This window comes from Lactobacillus sp. W8174, from assembly GCF_016100975.1.
Lineage (GTDB): Bacteria > Bacillota > Bacilli > Lactobacillales > Lactobacillaceae > Lactobacillus > Lactobacillus juensis.
The window spans coordinates 358,878-374,235 of record NZ_JACFRN010000001.1 but is presented as its reverse complement, the minus strand read 5'-3'; the positions used below and the strand labels follow the sequence as shown (position 1 = coordinate 374,235).

Genomic DNA, 15,358 nt, shown 5'->3' with positions numbered 1-15,358 from the left:
ACTTAACCTACTAATTTTCCATCTTTAAAATTATAAAGTTGATAATGATATTCACCAGCTATATTTTTAGAGCTTACTTCCCACACGGGTTTATTCCTATACCAACCCAGATTCACTTCCGTAATTTTTTCGTTAGGCTCTTTTGCACTATATTTATTTCGAATAAGCCCTTCATTTACGCCTTTGCTTGCTGAATAAAGATATGCTTTTTTAGATCCAGGTAAATAGATAAAGTAGTAAGTCTTATGGTTTTTAGTTAGACCTTTAAGTGCATAACTATTAACTCCGCGATTTAAATGATAGTTTTTTTCTGTATATTTGATAGGAGTCTTTTCGACGGCTATTCTGTTGAGTTCACGAGTTTCTGAACGTTCCGGATTACCTGCCTTGTAAAAAATAACAATGAAAGCAAAGTATAAAAAAATCAGAATTATGAATACCCATGCTAAAAATTTAAAAGTTTGCTTTGTATCATCTTGTATCATAGTTTGTTAGCTTTTCCTGTAAATTACTTAAAGATGTTTTTTTGACTTTAACTGGAACGGCTGCCAGAAAAACCGGACCATAATCTTTTGACCAGATTCTTGAATCCAGTATTAAAAATTGACCTTTATCCTGTTCTCCACGAATTAGCCTGCCCATTCCCTGCTTAAAGCGAATAATTGCTCGCGGCATTGTATCGGCATGGAAAACATCTATACCCCTGTCAACAAGTTGTCTTTGGCGCAACTTAACTTCTGGCAAATCAGGTGATTCGAAAGGCAACTTAGTTGCTATTACCAAATCAACACCACATTCATGAAAATCAATTCCTTCCCAAAAACTATCTGCTCCTAAAATAAGTGCTTGTTTAGCAATTGCAAATCTCTTAATAATCCGATTATTTGAACCGGAAACGCCCTGAGCTAAAATTTCAAAATCACGTAAACTAGGTGAATTTATAATGGCACTAAAAACTTTTTTTATTTGTTCTAGGTTTGTCATAAGAACTAAAACATGATTTTTATTTGCCAGATCTTTCTCCAAAATCTGGGTTAGACTTTTATCATATTTTGGGTCGGTGATATCGGGAAAATCAGTCACAGACAATACTTCAAGATGCTTTGCCACCTTAAATGTGCTTGTTCCGATATACTTTTGTGGCGCTAAATTAGTTAACCCGAGAAGCTTAGTGATAAAATCAAAACCTTTTCCACTAGTTAAGGTAGCACTGACAAATGAAATATGGTCGAAGCGATCATATATCTTATGAAGTTCGGGCGTTGCATCAAGCATTAACCAGCTTAAGTTGGCACTTAAAGGATCTTGCGGATTAGTTAAAGTAATGATAAACCCTTCCGAATCCACATAAGCTTTTTTATGAAGCAGATCCGATAATTGATAGCTTTTAGTAATATAGTCATCAAGTTGATCTATTTGATCCGAAATTTCACTTAAAATAGCATCCCTATCGATATTCGAATTGTCAGTTTCATTGTAAAGCTTAAATAGAATTTGATTGGTATTTTGCCTAATGCCTTCTAATTTTCGTTGTAATTCCGCCAGTTTAGTTAAAAATTGACTATTCTTGGGAAATAGGTCTTTACCTCTAAAACTGAGAAGTAAATTGCCATTAGCTAGAGTATTTTGACTGACAGCTTTCTTCTTTTTCGAACAGAGCAAACGTTGCAAATGATTAATCACTTTGATCAGATCAAGTATTGCCGGATCTAATTTTTCTAAGAGAAAATTAAACTGTACATCATTACCATACTGGTTAAATACACTGTCATCAGCATAATAAAGCAAATTACGCAGGTGAGTAAGAAGGCCCCACAATGATTCAAATTGAAATGAGTCATTCCTTGAAGTAATCACATTGTCAACAAAGCGATGGGCTTCGTCAATAACGAGGTAGGGATTTTGACCCCAAATTGTATCATTATAATGATTGGCTAAATAGGCATGATTCGTGACTAAAATGTCAGCTTGCTCTTGCCTTTGTCTGGCCAAATTCCAGAAATCAACATCAGCAAAGATGCTGCCAACACGAGCATCTCCCGGGTGAGCAATTTGGGCAAATAAAGGAGCACGATAATTAGTTAGCTGCAATTCATCTAGATCACCCGTTCGAGTTTCAGTTAACCAAACCAGAATGCGCATTTGCAACACCAAAGTTAGTTTATTGGGAGTCCCCTGATACAGACTTTGGTAAAACCCATCTAAATCAAGGTAATGGCTGCTGGCCTTTACTTCTTCTGCTTTCAAATCCAACTTGGTTACATTCAGTAATTGGGGAATTTCCTGCTCTATTATCTGCCTTTGCAATACTTTGGTGGGAGTGGCAATTACTAATTTTCTATTTGTATATAATTGATAGGAATATGAAAACAGGTAGGAAAAAGTTTTACCAGTACCATTAGGTGCTTCAATCAATAGTGCTTTTTGCTTAGGAGCATTCAAAAATTGCTCAATGCGATTGATGAGATCTACCTGAGGCTGGCGGTAATTAATCTTATTTTTAAATAATCTCTTCTTGTCCGCGTCACTTTTAGGAAAAAGACCAGACTGTTGATTCTCAGAATTAATTACATTTTCCTGTTTTCGTAAAATTATTTGCCGTACTTGTTGAAATTGAGCCGGTAATGGTCGTTTTTCCTTACGTGCGTCATCAGCAATGGTAGTAAAAATCCAGGAAGTGTCACGAATTAAGCCGTGAGCCAAAGAACTTAGCGTATTTAATGTAGCTTGAGGAAGTTTTTCAAGTCTTTCAATTATTTTTATTAATAAAACGGCAGTGCCGTAGGCGTCAGAATCGGCTTTGTGCGGATTTAAATGCTCTATCTGCAGATGCGTGGTCAAATCACTTAACTTGTATGACGGTTCAGTGGGAAAGGCAATTTTGGCCAGCTCCACCGTATCTATGGCTCGATTAGTTAGTGGCTCGTAGCCGTGCTGCACCAATTCAAAATTCAAAAATGGCAAATCAAAGTTAACGTTATGTGCTACGAAAACAGTATTTTTTAAGATTTTAACAATTTTGGGTGCATAATAAGCAAAATCTTTTTCTTGAGCCACATCTTTATTGTGTATATGGGTTAAATTTTGGACGGCTATCGGTATTTCGCGGTGAGGATTAATCATAAAAGAGTAAGTTTTGACAACTTTCATGTTTTTAATAATAGCGCAACCAAACTGAATAATGTGATTATTTTCTTCTCTTTGAGTTCCCGTAGTTTCCAAATCCACTACTGCAAAAACGGTATGCTCGAATGATTTCATTCTGCTATTTTTCCTCCTTTCTTTTACTTTACTTCAACAACTTTGCATGCATCTAATAAAATTAAGTATTTAGCCTTCACTTTTTTACCAGCAAAGGAATTAAGGGCCTGTTCATAAAGACGCAGCTGTCCCAGGTACCTCTGTTTTATTTCTTTAATAGCTGTTTCTAGGTGAGTTTGATCAATATGGTCAGTTTTATAATCAAATAATATTATGCCATCTTTTTCGGTAAAATAGCCATCTATTGTACCGTGAATTAAAATTTTTGCATCTGCATCGCTGAAATTGTTAAAAAGACTATCGGCTGGCAATAGACTCGAAAATTCAATTTCACGGTGCAAGTTTTCTGGTTTTTGCCAGAAACTCTGTGCAAAATCACTATGAACGAACCAATTTATTTTTTCTAAATCTAAACTGGGAACAATATTGCTATTAAGTTTATTTTGCTTAACTAATTCTTGAACCTCTTCCTTCACCTGGCTGGTATTTCCTGATCCATGATAATCATAGTATTGTAGGATCAGGTGCATTGCAGTACCAATCTCTGCTCCTGTAAACCGGGTTTTAAATAGAAAATCAGGTTTAGTATCGATCGGCTGCAAGTAACGGTTAGTGGAAGAAATTAGGTGTGCATTTTCCAGTTCGGTATCAAGCGGATCGTTAAACGCTTTTTTAATCTCAGATACCGATTGATAAGCGGTTGTTTGACTGGCATCTTGAAAAGGATAACTAAAATTAAACAGTTTTTTTGTATATTGTGCTAATGCTGAAATGTTTTCAGTTTTGCTTTCTTGCGGGCTAATATCTTCTTGAAGATGAACTTTTTCGCCTTGATATTGGATATAAAGCAATTCTTGACTAGTTTCCGAAGCCGAATTGATATCAGTGATTTTTTGACTTAAAAGCTTATCCCATTTGATTGACGGGCCAATTAAACTCATCGGATTTGAAGCGTTAAGCTTGCTGTTCAGGGAAAGACGTCCATTTTGATCGGTCTCATTTTGCCAATTTTTAATTGCATCAGGCAATTTCTTTAAATCAGCAACTAAAATTAACTTTTGCTTTGCTCGGGTCATCCCCACATATAAAATGCGCGCTTCTTCTTCTAAAAGTTGTCTCTTCTTGGATATATTTGCAATAGCCTTAACAAGGGTATCAGCACGATAATGTTTTTGCTTAATAGTTAAACCTACAGAACCCGAATTTATAATATAATTGCCGCTTAAATCCCGCTTTTGAAATTGGTGTTGCAAGCCTAAGTAAAAAACAATGGGAAATTCCAAGCCCTTGGAACTATGAACAGTCATTAAGCGCACAGAGTTACCGGCTTCTTTAGTTAAAAGTGGCTGCGCCAGGTCCTTTTGGCTACGTCTCATTCGCTCAATAAAATTGATAAATTGATATAAGCCCTTAAAACCAGCGCTTTCATACGAAGCAGCTCTTTCATATAAAGCCTCTAAGTTGACTCTGCGCTGCTTGCCATTAGGTAGTGAGGTCATAATTTCAAGCAGGCTGGTCTTTTCATAAATACTCCAAATCAATTCTGAAATTCTATGTGTTGCAGCGAATTTACGCAATTCTTCGAGTTGATTCAAAAAATCTTTAACTTTTTGACTTAGTTCATCACCCGCGGCAACATAAGAAGTTAAAGCATTGTAATAACTGGCATTCTGCGTATGAATTCTAATAGTACTAAGCTCAGGCTCTGTAAAATTAAAAAGAGGTGACCTTAATACAGCAACAAGCGGAATATCCTGATCTGGGTTATCAATGATTCTCAAGTAGTTCATGATAATAGTTAATTCTAAAGTTTGAAAATAATTTTTCGCATCGGTAACCATTATCGGAATATGACTTTTGGCAAACTCTTGCATAATTTCAAGGTTATTGCTGCGACTTCGGGTTAAGATAACAATATCACTGTACTTAAAAGGTCTTAGATGATTATTATTTTGGGAGTTTTTGTCATAAATTAACAAATTTTCTTCTGTGAATTTTTTAATTCGATTAATAACCATTGCAATTTCAGCTGAATCAATATCATCAGGATCCTCATCTTGCGGGTTGGTTTCGTTTTTATTTTTCTCATGAAGTAGTATTTCTGTCGCATCAGGAAGATTTGCGGGGTAATATTTAGCGCCATAAGTCAACTGACTCTCCTTATTATAATCAATGCCTCCAAAATCAGCTGTCAAAATATTTTTAAATATTTGATTAACTACAGAAATAACTGGCTGAGAAGAACGGAAATTGTCCGACAATAAAATTCTTTCTTCTTTTGCTTGATTTTCTTTAAGGGCTGCTTCTTGATATTTGTGTAAAAACAAACTTGGTTCAGCCTGCCTAAAGCCATAAATTGACTGCTTAACGTCACCAACCATAAAAAGATTGTTTTGACCATCTTTTTTAATTAATTGCAAGATATTTTCTTGCAGCGGATTGATATCCTGATATTCATCGACCAAAATTTCATTAAATTTATTTTGATAAAAGGTTCGTGCCATTTGGGATGCAGAAGTGTCTTGGCTGAGAATTTGGTAGGCTAACTGTTCCATGTCACTAAAATCAAGCAGGTTTTCTGCTCTTTTAAGCTCATTGAAACGGTCAATCAGTGCCAGTTCTGCTTTAACGATTGCAGTCATTATCTGCTGGCCTTTTTGCATCATGGACAATTGCTCTTTTTCATCAGTGGCATAAAAAGAGGTAAAGGCAGTAAAAATCTGTTCTCTTGCCTCTTTTTTAAAATCAGAGCACTTGTCATAAAAAGCTATAATATCTTCGTCCCATTTTTTAGTTTTACGCGGATTGCCCCTGAAAATGCAAGCACGTAGTTTTTCTCGCTGATCATCATATGTGCTGTCATTTTTCAGGTCATGCAAATAGCTGCTAAGACATTTTTCAAACAAGTCAAAACTTTCTTTAACTTTATGCAGTTCTTTAGTAGTCATGACCGCACTTTGACACAGATGCTCTAACTTATCAGCAAGATTTTGAAAAAGATTGACTAAATAAGGCTTAATTTCATTCTGCCACAAAGAAGATTTGCTTACTTCTTCTCCCATCTGATATTTTGAGGCTAGCCCTTGCAGCCATTCACGATAATCAGGTTTAGCCATTGCGTAATTATATAAGTCTAACAATAAATTCTGTGGTGATTCCGCGTCCCTGTCACCTGCAAAATTGTCATAAAATGCTATGAAGTCCTTATCTTTTTTCTCTAAAAACTCTCCTTCAACTTCTTTTAAAGCCCGTTCACGCATTAATTCCGCTTGTGACTCGTCAGTTAGTATACTGAAGCTGGGGTCAAGATTAATTATGTAATAAAAGCGATGAATCACATCCAGACAAAAGGCATCAATTGTAGAGATATTAGCAGAGTCAATCAAATTTAACTGTTGACGCAAATATGAATTGTTTGCAGACTTCTGCATTTCATTTGTTAATACTTCTTTAATCCGTTTTTTCATTTCCGCTGCAGCTGCTTTTGTAAATGTAACTACTAACAGTTGATCAACACTGACGCCAGAAAGAATTTCTTTCATTAAGCGCTGCACAAGAACGGTGGTTTTGCCACTACCTGCTGAAGCTGACACTAGTATGTCGCGGCCATGATCATTAATAGCTTTTTCTTGAACGGCTGTAAATGGGGTTTTTTCTTTTTCTTGAACCATTTTTAATTGCTCTCCTTTAGCCGTTTTTTAATCTTTGCCAGTAGTTCATCCCTTTTCAGGCTCCCTACTTGATGATACTTATTTTCTTTCAACATGGCATCAAAAAAGAAAATATCACGAAAGTCTGAATAAGTTAAGGCATTTTTTCCATTCCCATATTTATAGGGATTCAGCTTTATTTTTCCTGCTAAAATTTGACTAGAGGCATCTTTAATAAGCTCTTCGTCGTATTTCAGCAATAATTCAAGTTCATCACTATTGAAATAACTGCCGCCAAACTTTAAAGAGCCATCTTTTGTGGTACTGACTCCAGCATAAAGGGAAGAAGTACTACGTGCTTTATTTAAGTCAGGCTCAGCCGCGAGCATTAATAGCTGGTCGTCATTAATTAAACCAGTATATTTAAGTTTAATTTGACCGTCTAAGTAAGCATCTCTGATCTGCAAATTACTGTCATACAACTTATTGCTATTTAGCCTTTCAGTTTGTCTGGTAACGGTTTGGTAAAAAGCACCTAAAAGTGAAAGTGGCTCAGAGCCAGCAAAGAATTTGTGGTTTTGCATCAACACATCTAGATATGAAACCATTTGTAACGAAATACCTTCGTAAAATAATCCCAGATCAAATTTTTTAGCGGAGGACTTATAGTCGATTACTTGAGCAATTAATTTGTTTTGATCAGGAACCTGAGCCAAATCAACTCGATCTATTTTTCCTCTTAAATTAACGTAATGATTGCCTTCAATGTCCGGCACCTTAAAGTTAAGTCCCTGTACCTGCTCACCTTTTCCAAAACTTAGCTCTGAATATTTAGCACGCAGAGGTGTTTTTGCAACTGCATGGTGCCAGTTACTTGCTACTTTACTGGTAGTTTGATCAAGGCATTTAAATAAAAACTCATTAAATGGGTCATTTAATAATTGCTGGTATCTGGCTTCACTTTTCATTTTAGTACGTGCAATTGTAAGTAACTGCTTTAATGTGTCATCATCAATTTCTTTTAAATCAAGTGAACGGTCATTTAGTTCCTTAACTAAGCGGTCAAAAGTTTCGTGAAAATAATTGCCAGCTTGTATAAAATCAAATTCGTTTTCAAATCTCTTATGAAGGTGTAAGCCATATGTCAAAAAATATTCATAAGAATTTTCATAAAAAGTTTCCAATTGAGAAACTGAAGAATTGAGGTTTGACCCGTATAATTCTTGTGCCAAATCAGGACCGATATTTTGGGGCTCATTTATGAAACTACTTCCTGCCATAACTTTAGCGGTTTTTTGCGGTAAAAGTTTAGCGGTTAGCTTTAACAATTCTTTAACATCAACGTCTTTTTTTGCCCGGTTAAGGTAACTTAAGTATCCTAAACTTGCTTGGGGATTGGTTATAAAAGATAACAATTGACTGTATTCTTCAGGTAAATTGTGTTGCGAAAATTCTGCTGCACCTGCTGTTTTAAACCTTTCATAATAAATTGAAGGCTGCACAGTGCTACCCTCATCAGTCGCTAAAGAATACGATAAATAAACCTTATCTTGTGCTAAAGCCAGGCAATTACCAAACTGATAATTTTGATCCCAATTGCTTAGCTGTTGTTTGTCTTCAATATAGGAGTCCTCGCCAAAATCTTTTTTTAATTCATCCAGATTTTCAGTACTTAAAAAGCCCGGGGTATTCTGCATTTGTGGTAAGCCGTTAACTGTTGCTCCCATAATAAAAACTTGTTTGTAGCCACTAACTTGAACAATACCCATTTCGGATAAATTTACAGCGTCCAGAGTAGCTGGAATTTGAGAAAATGTAGCTTCCTTAAAACCGTTAATTAATACTGCAAAAAAGCCTGCCAGATCAAAATCATCAGGGTTAATCAAGAGATAATCGTGCAGCAGATTGATCAAAAGATCCCAAACCTGTTCTGACTGCCTAGCTTCTTGTAAAGCACCACTTTCTTGGGCGTCGGCACGCCATTTTTCTAAAACTTCATTGACCCTATTATTAATCAAAAAATTAAAAAATGTCGTAATAGCCTTTTGGGTATCCTTTTCTTCTTTTAAATTGTGAAAAAGCTGGGTAAGTTGTTTGACAAAATAATTCTTTAATTTTTCTATTTTATTAACTTCTTCAGGAATTTTATCTAAGCCTATGACATCTGCTGCCATATATTCCGCAAAGTTTCTCCGCCATAAATTATGGTTGATGCCATGGGCGAGGACAAAATTTTCTAATTGATCAACATCATATACATAAGCCGTTTCATCTTGATACCAGTCAGGTATTATTAAACGAGTTTTCATTATGGCCAGCAAGTTTTGGGTCTGCATAGGTCTAGTCAATAACTGGGCAATATTCTCAATTAAGACCACTAGAGGATGATACTTCATTTCTTGCTGTAAATCATTAAAGAAAGGAATTTGATTCTGTCGTAAAATTGGGGTTAAATAAGTTTCATATTCATGCAGATTAGGTGCCAGAACCAAGAAGTCACTGTAGCGGTAGTGCCGTAAAGCTACTTGCTGGTAAATGGTATGAGCTACATAATACGCCTCTGCATACCTGTTATCTGCACGCACGAGCTGCACTTGCTTAAGCTCACCAATATTGCTAACAGCTCCAGTCCAAAATTCGTTGAGCAGTTCTCTTTTACTGGGTCTGGAATTGACAGCTGTATTTATTATTTGATGTACAAGATTATGATTTTTAATATACTGTAAAAGTTTACTGATAGTATTCTGAATGACGTAATCATAATCCCCCGGTTCAGGCTTAGGGTTAATATCACCCAATTTTGTTTTAAAAGCCAATGTGACGCTATGGGCTTTGGTCATCAATAATTTAACAGTTAAACATTCTTGCAACGAAAAATGAGAAAAATCACTAAAGTAAAAGTCTGCTTGATCTAAATTTTTTTGTGTAGCTAAAAATTCATTTAATTGCAGCTGTATCTCGTTTGAGGTAGAAAATTTGCCGGTAATGGCTTCAATAAAAGCCGAATAAATAACTTTGAGATCAGAAATTTTATTTTTGGTTTCAAGTTCGAGCGTATCCAGCTCAATATCATCGAGATTCAAATTACCTTCGCGAACTTGTAAAATGGTGTCGTATAATTGTTTTAGTAAGCCTGGATTTAAGTCGGTAGTTTGAAAAAGGTGCAGCTGCTCTTTGTTTTGGTCAATGATTTTTGCAAGCAGCATCGCCGCAGCGGCATTATCAAGTTCTGTTGGCAAGCCTTTTTTGGCGTCTTTTAAGAAAAACCAAGCTAAGCGAGAAAATGATAGAACCTGTAGATTTTTGACAGACTGTTCAGTATGCTTTTGACTAGTAGCCACTCTATTTATTGCCCTGACTTCTGTGGTAAACTTAATGTGGTTAGGAACGATGACAAAAGTTTTATGATCAGGAAAGTGCTGATAATTTTGTACTGCTTCCTGTAAAATTTTTTCTTGCATGGGATCGGTTTGGCGACCGACTAAAATCTTGATCATCTGTTCTCTTCTCCTTTGTCATTATTTTAGCATAGGAACCAAAATTTTTTACAAACAATAAGGATCTTAAATAAAATGAAATCAAGTTTTTTAGCACACGGAAAAGTTATTCTGATAGGTGAACATTCAGTAGTTTACGGCTATGATGCGTTAGCGTTGCCAATCAAATCATTGCATATCAAAACTACTGTTGAACCGGCAGAACAAATGTGGATGGATACGGCTCATTATCAGGGGCCTTTTTTTATGTCCCCAGCTGAATATGATGGACTAAAATATGTTGTTAAAACTATGCTGACAAAAGCTGCCAGTAATGAAACTCTGAAAATAACTTATACAGGAGAGATTCCAATCGAACGTGGTCTTGGTTCAAGCGCAACAGTTGCTCTTGCTACAACCAGAGCAATGAATACTTATTTCAAGCTTAACTTAACTGAAGAAGAAATAATTAAAATTACTAATCATGCGGAAATGATCAATCACGGTAAAGCATCAGGTCTTGATGCTGCAACTGTTAATTCAGATTATCTGATCTTTTTTAATCAAAAAGAAGGTCCCAAACCGCTTAAAGCTAAATTAGGCGCAACTTTGCTTATAATGGATACGGGTGAATTAGGCAGTACCAAAAAAGCGGTTAGTCAGGTTCATGATTTGATGATAAAAGTTCCCCGTGTTAAAGAAAATATTAAAGAACTAGGCAAACTGGCAGACGAGACTAAAATCGCCTGGTTGAACAAAGATGCTGCAAAGATAGGTTCATATTTTAATCGGGCACAAGAGATACTCCATTCGTTTAAGCTTTCGACTGTCAAAATCGATCGTTTGCAAAAAATTGCTCTTGCAAATGGTGCTTTAGGTTTTAAATTATCTGGTAGTGGCTTGGGCGGAATTGTAATTGCTTTGTGCCCAGAGCATGAAGATGCTGTCAAAATAGCCGATAAATGTCAAAAAATAGCTGCAAATAGTTGGATTGAGGAAATATAATTTTTATGGAAAAAACAGTTCGTGCCCATACAAATATTGCGTTGATCAAATATTGGGGCAAAGCAAATTCAGGTTTACGGTTACCTCTGATGACCAGTTTGTCAATGACACTTGATAAATTTTATACTGATACCAAAATTTCAGATAGTTTAGAAAATCAATTTTGGCTAAATGGCGTCAAACAAAATGGACAAAGCAGCAGCCGCGTTTTTTCTTTCTTAAAATTGCTACAAAATAAATTTGCTGTGACCGGCAAATTAAAAGTTGAATCATATAATCATGTTCCAACAGCTGCAGGATTAGCCTCTTCTAGTTCAGCTTTTGCGGCTTTAGCTGGAGCTTTTTGCCTACATTATGGTTTTAATTTGTCCCCTGTTGAACTTTCTCGTTTGGCTCGTTTAGGTTCAGGATCAGCCAGCAGGTCAATTTATGGTGGTTTTGCTATTTGGCGAAAAGGACACGATGATGAATCATCTTATGCCTATGCTTTAGATGAAAAGCCTGACATAGATTTGCGATTGCTTGTGGTTGAGCTGAATAACCAGCAAAAAGATTTGTCTTCCACTCAAGGGATGAAGCAGGCGCAAACATCGCCCTTTTTTATACCTTGGATTGCGCGTAATCAAACAGAATTAAAACAAATGATTAGCGCTATTAAAGCAAATGATTTTTCAACTATTGGCAGTTTGGCAGAACTGAATGCTTGTGAAATGCATGCAGTCAATTTATGTGCACAACCAGGTTTCACATATTTTGAACCTGCAACTATTAAAGCAATCAAACTTGTAGCTGATTTACGTCGACTTGGTATAGAATGTTACTTTACAATAGATGCCGGACCTAATATAAAAATCTTAAGTCAATTAAAAAATGTAAAAGATATTACTAATAGGTTTGTATCCGAATTTGATAATGTTAACATAATAAATGCAAGTTTTGGTCCAGGTATTTCATGTCTGAACTAATTAATATAAATTAATTGATTAGGAGATTTAATTCTTTTGATAACAGAACAAGCACCCGGTAAATTATACATAGCTGGCGAATACGCCGTATTAGAACAAGATTGTCCCGCTATCTTGGTGGCAGTTAATCAATTTATTCGTGTTTCAATTATTAAGTCAAAATCGAAAACTGGTTTAATTCATTCTAAACAGTATTCTCAAAGTTCCATTCACTGGATAAGACGAGGAGCAAAAATGGTTATTGACAACCGTGATAATCCTTTTGAGTATATTTTGGCCGCAATTTCTTACACGGAACGTTTTTGTTTAGAACAAAAAGTCAAGATGAAGGTTTATGATTTATATGTTAATTCTGATCTAGATTCTTCTGATGGCAAAAAGTATGGTTTAGGCTCTAGTGCGGCAGTGACTGTAGCCACAGTTAAAGCAATACTCCGTTTTTACGATGTGCCTTTCAGTAACGAATTAGTTTATAAACTATCAGCCATTTCACATTATTCTGTGCAAGGTAATGGTTCAGCCGGTGACATTGCTGCAAGTGTTTATGGTGGCTGGATTGCTTTTCAAACTTTTGATAAGCAATGGCTTGCTGATGAATTAGCACACAAATCTTTATCTGAAGTACTGAACGAGGCTTGGCCTGGACTTAAAATTCAGCTTCTGACCCCTCCTGCCGGTTTAAAATTAATGATTGGCTGGAGTCAAAAGCCAGCATCAACCTCAAGGCTGGTTGATGAAACTAACGCAAATAAAGCTGCTTTAAACGGTCAATACCAGGAGTTTCTTAGGCTTTCACGCAAATGCGTTCTCAAAATGATTGCTGGCTTTGAACATAATGATATTCAGATAATTAAAAAACAAATTCGTGTCAATCGTAAATTGTTGCAGCACTTTGCGCAAATAAATCAAATTGCCATTGAGATACCACGACTTTCTAAACTAATTAACATTGCGGAATCATTTGGTGGAGCAGCTAAGACTTCAGGTGCCGGTAATGGTGATTGTGGCATTGTAATTGCAGACAGGAATACAGATACTGCTTTTCTTGAAGATAAATGGCGTCAAAACGGGATAATGCCTTTGGACTTTCGTGTACACCAAATTCGAGTTGCTGATTAGAAGAACAGAGGAAAATTATGTCAATCAGATCTAATCGTAAAGAGGAACATTTAGTTTTGGCACAAAAATTTTATCAAAATGAAAAAACAAATAGTTTTGATAAAATGCACTTAGTACGCCCTGCATTACCAGAAACTAAAGTTGATCACCGAACCATACAAACTACAATGTTTGGTAAAAAAGTTGCAGCCCCCTTTTTTATTAATGCTATGACTGGTGGATCTCACAGATCTTATCTGATTAATAAAGAATTAGGTCGAATAGCCGAAAAAACAAATATTGCATTAGCATTAGGTTCTGCCAGTATTTTAACTAAAGAACCTGATTTACTAGATAGCTTTTTGATTGCAAGACAACAAGATCCTGATGGCGCTTTAATAGCAAATGTTAATGCAAAGACTTCAGCCGAACAAGCTGAAAAGATTGTGACAGAGCTAAAAGCTGATGCATTGCAAATACACCTAAATGTGGTACAGGAAATAGCTATGCCAGAGGGTGATCGAGATTTTTATTGGCTTGATAACTTAAAAGAGCTGCGTCAGAAAGTAACAGTTCCAATTATTATAAAAGAAGTCGGTTTTGGATTAGACAGAGAGACAATTCGTTCATTAAAAAATGAAGGCTTTAGATTTTATGACGTTGCAGGAAGTGGCGGAACTAATTTTGCTCAGATAGAAAATGCTCGTAATACTAATAATGTTTTTTATTTAAATAATATTGGCTTACCCACCGTTATTTCGAGTTTAATGGCAGCCAAAGAGCAAGTTGAATTTACTGTTTCTGGTGGTGTGCGTAATCCGTTAGATGTTTTTAAGGGGCTTTGCTTAGGTGGAAAATTTGTGGGAATTTCTAATGTATTTTTACAGGCATTACTTAAGCATGATGCAGATTACCTGCAAAACCTTATTGAAGAATGGCAATATGAACTTGCTTGTCTTCTTGCAATTTACGGTCAAAACGATCTCTCTGATCTAACCAAGATTGATAAATATTATGACTTTTCACTAAAAACTATTATTGATCAGTTATTATAAATAAAAATGAGTACGGAAATTTTAAAAATCTTGGTACTCATTTTTATTTGACAATAATTTACTTTAATAAACGCCATATTTCCTTTTGAACAGCACTATCATTACTGGAACCTATAATGTGGTTGGCAGCTTTTTTGGCACTCGGAAGAGCTGTTCCAGTAGCATAACTACTGCCTGCATATTTTAACATTCCCACATCGTTACCACTATCGCCAAAAGAAACCATTTCCTTTGGACTAATCTTGTATTTGTTGCCCAAATATTGCAAACCTCGTGCTTTATTCATGCCTTTTGTCGACATATCTATTGATGTCGCTGAACCGGAAACAAAACCAATTTGCGGATATTTCCGCTTAAGTTCTTCTAAAAGTTTAACCATTCTATTTTCTGGAACGTCAAAAGTGACCTTAAAAACTTGATCATCCAGATGATTAAAATTCTCAACAACTGTCAGTTTTTCATAATATTTTTTCAAATCTTCTGCATATTCAGGACCATCACTTTTTAAAATATATGCACTTGCGAGACCAGAAACCGTTACTTTTTCATCATATTCTTGGATGATTTGTAAAATCGTGAGCCAGTCTTCTTCAGAAAGGCACTCAACATGAATTACTTGCCTGCCTTGAGCTACGAGTGCCCCATTATCAGCAATGTAATAAAGCTGATTAGCCACTTGGGGAAATCGGGAGTACAAATTTTCAAATTGGTTTCCACTTGCAACGACAAACTTTATAGCTCTTTTTTGCATTATTTGAAATTCTTGCAAAAATAAGTCTTGATCATAAGTTTTTTGGTCTGTTAGCCAAGTTCCATCCATATCGGTAGCGATTAGTTTAATCATTCTT

Annotated in this window: 9 protein-coding genes; 4 read left to right on the top strand and 5 right to left on the bottom strand. The window is 35.8% G+C overall.

Annotation, left to right across the window (positions count from 1 at the left end):
* Positions 1-2 precede the first annotated feature (2 nt).
* The 4 genes from H3U49_RS01925 to H3U49_RS01910 are packed head-to-tail and all read right to left on the bottom strand — an operon-like array spanning position 3 to position 10,408.
* On the bottom strand, positions 3-485 hold the full coding sequence (locus tag H3U49_RS01925) for a hypothetical protein (protein ID WP_198179225.1): 483 nt from the start codon (positions 483-485) through the stop codon (positions 3-5).
* The gene (locus H3U49_RS01920; protein ID WP_198179224.1) at positions 472-3,261 is read right to left on the bottom strand and encodes a helicase C-terminal domain-containing protein; all 2,790 of its coding nucleotides are present in this window, start codon (positions 3,259-3,261) and stop codon (positions 472-474) included. Before H3U49_RS01920 ends, H3U49_RS01925 begins: the two co-directional genes overlap by 14 nt.
* Positions 3,262-3,284: 23 nt before the next feature.
* On the bottom strand, positions 3,285-6,932 hold the full coding sequence (gene addA, locus H3U49_RS01915; protein ID WP_198179223.1) for a helicase-exonuclease AddAB subunit AddA: 3,648 nt from the start codon (positions 6,930-6,932) through the stop codon (positions 3,285-3,287).
* A gap of 2 nt (positions 6,933-6,934) precedes the next feature.
* Positions 6,935-10,408, bottom strand: coding sequence for a PD-(D/E)XK nuclease family protein (locus H3U49_RS01910; protein ID WP_198179222.1), 3,474 nt, complete (start codon positions 10,406-10,408; stop codon positions 6,935-6,937).
* A 75-nt stretch (positions 10,409-10,483) separates the two neighbouring features.
* Here H3U49_RS01910 and mvk point away from each other — a divergent pair, with 75 nt between their 5' ends.
* The 4 genes from mvk to fni are packed head-to-tail and all read left to right on the top strand — an operon-like array spanning position 10,484 to position 14,510.
* Entirely contained in the window at positions 10,484-11,392 is a 909-nt protein-coding gene (gene mvk / locus H3U49_RS01905) for a mevalonate kinase (protein ID WP_198179221.1), read from the top strand.
* 5 nt (positions 11,393-11,397) lie between these two features.
* Positions 11,398-12,357 (top strand): diphosphomevalonate decarboxylase, encoded by a 960-nt coding sequence (gene mvaD / locus H3U49_RS01900; protein WP_198179220.1) that lies wholly within the window; start codon positions 11,398-11,400, stop codon positions 12,355-12,357.
* 36 nt (positions 12,358-12,393) lie between these two features.
* On the top strand, positions 12,394-13,476 hold the full coding sequence (locus H3U49_RS01895) for a phosphomevalonate kinase (protein WP_198179219.1): 1,083 nt from the start codon (positions 12,394-12,396) through the stop codon (positions 13,474-13,476).
* Positions 13,477-13,493: 17 nt separating this feature from the next.
* Positions 13,494-14,510 carry a type 2 isopentenyl-diphosphate Delta-isomerase gene (gene fni, locus H3U49_RS01890; RefSeq protein ID WP_198179218.1) on the top strand — a complete coding sequence of 339 codons (1,017 nt, stop codon included), beginning with the start codon at positions 13,494-13,496 and terminating at the stop codon, positions 14,508-14,510.
* Positions 14,511-14,568: 58 nt separating this feature from the next.
* On the opposite strand, the gene H3U49_RS01885 is transcribed toward fni, so the two are convergent.
* The gene (locus H3U49_RS01885) at positions 14,569-15,354 is read right to left on the bottom strand and encodes an HAD family hydrolase (RefSeq protein ID WP_198179217.1); all 786 of its coding nucleotides are present in this window, start codon (positions 15,352-15,354) and stop codon (positions 14,569-14,571) included.
* Positions 15,355-15,358: the final 4 nt, after the last annotated feature.

Coding starts and splice junctions, on each gene's coding strand:
- H3U49_RS01925 (WP_198179225.1), bottom strand. CDS start 485: ATGATACAAGATGATACAAAGCAAACTTTTAAATTTTTAGCATGGGTA.
- H3U49_RS01920 (WP_198179224.1), bottom strand. CDS start 3,261: ATGAAATCATTCGAGCATACCGTTTTTGCAGTAGTGGATTTGGAAACT.
- addA (WP_198179223.1), bottom strand. CDS start 6,932: ATGGTTCAAGAAAAAGAAAAAACCCCATTTACAGCCGTTCAAGAAAAA.
- H3U49_RS01910 (WP_198179222.1), bottom strand. CDS start 10,408: ATGATCAAGATTTTAGTCGGTCGCCAAACCGATCCCATGCAAGAAAAA.
- mvk (WP_198179221.1), top strand. CDS start 10,484: ATGAAATCAAGTTTTTTAGCACACGGAAAAGTTATTCTGATAGGTGAA.
- mvaD (WP_198179220.1), top strand. CDS start 11,398: ATGGAAAAAACAGTTCGTGCCCATACAAATATTGCGTTGATCAAATAT.
- fni (WP_198179218.1), top strand. CDS start 13,494: ATGTCAATCAGATCTAATCGTAAAGAGGAACATTTAGTTTTGGCACAA.
- H3U49_RS01885 (WP_198179217.1), bottom strand. CDS start 15,354: ATGATTAAACTAATCGCTACCGATATGGATGGAACTTGGCTAACAGAC.